Raw genomic sequence first — 4,131 nt, 5'->3', positions numbered from 1 at the left:
GTATGCGAATTCAGGAGGTGTTTTTTTCATGTACCACTATTCGGGTTCACTTCAACGGTAAGGGGTTTTTGTTTTATCCTGATTAAAGTTTCATTTTATAAACTTAATCCAAACCGTTTTAATTCAATAAAAATCCCCTCTAATTGCTTTCCTTTATCCGTTAATGTGTACTCTACACGAGGCGGAACTTCTGGATATACTTTTCTCGTTATAATGCCTTGCGATTCTAATTCTTTTAGTCGAAGTGATAATGTTTTTGGACTAATACCATTCATTGATTTTTGTAAATCACTAAAGCGTAATGTTCCTTCGATAAGAAGATCACGAATGATTAAAAACGTCCATTTTGTACTAATTACATCAAGCGTTTTAGCGATAGGACAAGGTATGCCAGGTAAACCTTTCGTTAATTCAATTGGATCTATATTGTTCATGGAACAAGCCTCCATAAAATTTTTTTGAATGAATTTGCTTTATAGTATCACAAAACTATACTTTTGGTAACTATATGAAAAAAATATCACTACTTCCATAAAGGAAGTTAATACATATACAATAGCAATACGAAATACAAAGGCTTAGATGAAGAGGGGGTGATTTTCATGGGGATGAAAAATTTGTTTAGATTCCTTAGTTTGTTTGTTATTTGTATTGTGCTTGTAGCATGTGGTGTGGAAGAAAAAACTGAAGTTCAGTTATTAAAAGAAATGCCAAAGCCAAAAGCAATGACAATTGATTCCTCACTAAGTAAAAAAGAAGCGACAGAAATGGTTCATGCGGCGCAGCGTTTTTATACGTTTTGGGATACAGGTAAGGAGGAACTTATTCCGCAGACTGTTACTAAAGATTTCTTCGATAATACATTGCCGAAAGGGCGACCACAAGGCATTGAAGGATTAAAGTTTGCAGCGCAAAATTTTCGTAAAGTTGTGCCTGATATACATTGTGAGATTGAAGACTTATTAGTTGTTGGTGATAAAGTAACAGCCCGTCTTTCTTTTACAGGAACGCATAATGGTAAGAAAATTAATTTTTTTGCAATTGATATTTTACATGTGAAAGACGGAAAGATAACGGAAGATTGGCATTTAGAAGATAATCTTACACTACAGCAGCAACTCGGCTTCATAGCTGAAGAGTAGATCATATAGGGGAGAGAAAAGTAATGAAAAATATATTTATTATAAATGGACATGAAAAATACGGTACAAAGGAAGGACGATTAAATAAAACGTTAGTAGATTATATGGTTACTCTATTAGGCGAGAATCATTATGTGAAAACAACAACGATTCAAGATGGTTACAATATTAAAGAAGAACAGGATAAATTTTTATGGGCCGATGTTGTTATTTATCAAACACCAATTTACTGGTTTAGTGTTCCAGGCTTATTTAAAACGTATATGGATGAAGTATATGAATACGGTTTGTTCTTTAAAGGTGCAGATGAATATGGAACAGGTGGTTTATTAAAAGAGAAAGAGTATATGTTCTCTACAACTTGGAATGCACCTGAAAAAGCATTTGGAGACAAGACGAAGTTCTTTGAAGGAGAAAGTTTAGAATCAGCGCTTAGTCATTTACACCGCGTGCAAAAGTTTCTCGGTATGAGTCCATTAAAGAGTTTTGCTTGTTATGATGTGGTGAAGAATCCGGATATTGAGAAGTTTTTATTAAACTTGAAAGATCACTTAGATGGAGTAATTAAATAATAGTTTATATTTGTATGTGAAAAAGGTACTACTAAGGATGTAGTACCTTCTCCTTTTATAAAAACTCACACTTTAATACGTGGATGGCTGTACCCATAACTTCGCAAAATTTGCCCAACCGAATGAATCAATTGTTACGTTTTTTAAAGAAGAAGGGTATGTTTTTCTTTTTAAAACGTGATAGTTAAATAAAATGATGTGTTCTACTTGTAAAAACTCTTCAATCTCATACATGAGTTCATAACGCTTTTCTTTATTTTCTTCTAGTAAAAATGTATCTAGTAAACAGTTAATTTGTTTTTCGTAGTGTGGGTCCATGAACCGATTTACGAAGCAACTTTTATTTTTAAATACATTTAAGAAGGCAAGTTCATGATTGGCAGCAAACACTTCTCCCATGAAAATAATATCGGCATGTTGATCGATAGAACGGTTCATATAATCTGAAACGGGAAATGGGTGAAGCTCTACTTGTATACCTAAACTTTCACATCGTTCTTTTAAGAAATATGCATCATTTGCACTATCTTTAAATGCGAAGAAGTAAATATGTATCGTTTCTCCATTATATGTACTCTTTTTTAAATACTCTTTCGCTTTTTCTAAAGAGTAAGATCTTTTAGAAGCTTGATGCAGCAATTGTTCGTCTACCCTCTATGTTACGAAGTATCATTTCAACATCATATAGTTCTCTCCAAGCTTTTCGAAAGTAAATGTCGTGATGAGGACCAGATTTTGTAAAGTTGAAGCTAGCATAAATACAACCTATTTCTTCTATTTGTATATCATGCCTTTCATTTTCCTCTTGGTTTGGTAGTTCATAATCAGCATCTATTTGCACATGGTCAGGAATACCCCAAAATTCAATACGGTCTAATAATGCGCGCTCTTTAAAATAATGGGTGAACGCTTCGAGTACGATATTATCTTCAGAGTAATGAGCAAGTTTGAAAGGTCCAGTACCTATATAATGATGATTTTGAATACTCGTATCACGCGGTAAAATGGCGAGCTGCATTGAACTTACATAGTGTAAGAAAAATAAATTTGGTTTCGCTAAATGGAATCGAATTTGCAGTGGTGATGGCGTTTCAATTTGAACAATTTCTTCTGTTAACCATTCAAAAGGAGATTGAACTTGCTTTAGTCTTTCAAATGAAAATTGTACATCTTTAGAAGTTAAAATTGTTTCGTTATGAAAATATATATCTTTTCGTAAATAAAAGGTCCACGTAAGTCCATCTTCACTTAATTCCCACGTATGCGCAATGTGTGGTTCCATTTTTTCCGTAACATCGTTATAAACGACTAACGTATCAAAAATTTGACTCGTAAGATGGCTCTCTGTAGTTACAGCCACAAAAGCCGGATCTAATGGGACTATCTTTCTCGATATAGGAATTTTTAATATGTCGTACATATCATTTGAAGGTTCGTATCCAAAATGATGATGTAGTTTATTTTCTATCTTTTTTTGAAGTGCAAGGGGTAGGGGTTCTTTTAAAAGAAGAAAGATATCTTTTAATTTTTCTTGCGCTAACAGTTCATCTGTATAGCATTCAATCGCTTCTACGAAATTATGTATAAATAGAATTTCTGTTTTATTTCCGCGTCCTCGCCCTGGAGTCCAGCTAATTAATTGCTCCTCGCTCATTTTCTTTAATAAAATCTTTACGTTTTTCGTACTGCAATATAAAACATCCGCTAATTCTTGTAAGCTATTTCGTATATGCTGTTGATCCTGTGCATGTAGTCTTAGTCTAATGTAATAGTCCATAATTTTCATATATACACTTCCTTCTATCATAAAAGGGGAAACTCTTTAGAATATTCTAACCTTTTTCTTCCTTTTTTTCAAAGTAAAATAAGTAAGCATAAGGAGGGGGAAACAATGGGATTTTGGAGTATGCATCGAAATATAAAGATTAGAATTATAACTTCGTTTTTAACACGTACTGTGTCCACGATGATTTTTCCATTTATGGCGATTTATTTTTCAATAAAATTAGGTAGTGCAATTGCTGGTGCGTTACTACTTATTAATGTCATAGCTTCATTAGTAATTGGTTTATACGGTGGATATGTTGGAGACCGGCTTGGGCGTAAAAAGGTTATGATTATCGGTCAAAGTATACAAGTCATTTCCATTGCTTGTATGGGAGTTGCGAATTCAGATTATGTAGATTCACCGTGGTTAACATTTATCTTTATGTTAGTGAATAGTTTAGGATCTGGACTTATGAATCCTGCGACAGAGGCGATGTTAATTGATGTGAGTACACCTGAGAATCGAAAAGTGATGTACAGCATTAATTACTGGGCTATTAATTTATCGATTGCGATTGGAGCGATATTTGGTGGATTACTATATAAGTTCCGTTTAATGTTTTAACATCGATAAAAGTGTCTATACTGCT

General features: G+C 33.5%; 3 protein-coding genes and 2 pseudogenes. 3 read left to right on the top strand and 2 right to left on the bottom strand.

Annotated elements, in window-relative coordinates:
* Positions 1–95: 95 nt before the first annotated feature.
* Entirely contained in the window at positions 96–434 is a 339-nt protein-coding gene (locus tag ACODS7_RS31090; protein WP_016082726.1) for a winged helix-turn-helix transcriptional regulator, read from the bottom strand.
* 168 nt (positions 435–602) lie between these two features.
* On the opposite strand from ACODS7_RS31090, the gene ACODS7_RS31085 reads away from it, so the two are divergent.
* Positions 603–1,142 (top strand): ester cyclase, encoded by a 540-nt coding sequence (locus ACODS7_RS31085; RefSeq protein ID WP_016082725.1) that lies wholly within the window; start codon positions 603–605, stop codon positions 1,140–1,142.
* Between the two features lie 23 nt (positions 1,143–1,165).
* Positions 1,166–1,714, top strand: coding sequence for an NAD(P)H-dependent oxidoreductase (locus ACODS7_RS31080; protein WP_243169392.1), 549 nt, complete (start codon positions 1,166–1,168; stop codon positions 1,712–1,714).
* Positions 1,715–1,786: 72 nt separating this feature from the next.
* On the opposite strand, the pseudogene ACODS7_RS31075 reads toward ACODS7_RS31080, so the two are convergent.
* Positions 1,787–3,521: pseudogene (locus ACODS7_RS31075) on the bottom strand (SgrR family transcriptional regulator).
* An 84-nt stretch (positions 3,522–3,605) separates the two neighbouring features.
* On the opposite strand from ACODS7_RS31075, the pseudogene ACODS7_RS31070 reads away from it, so the two are divergent.
* Positions 3,606–4,088: pseudogene (locus ACODS7_RS31070) on the top strand (MFS transporter); the annotation flags it as partial.
* Positions 4,089–4,131: the final 43 nt, after the last annotated feature.

The sequence above is a fragment of the Bacillus sp. FG16 genome, assembly GCF_057809515.1.
This window is presented reverse-complemented; position numbering and strand designations above follow the sequence as displayed.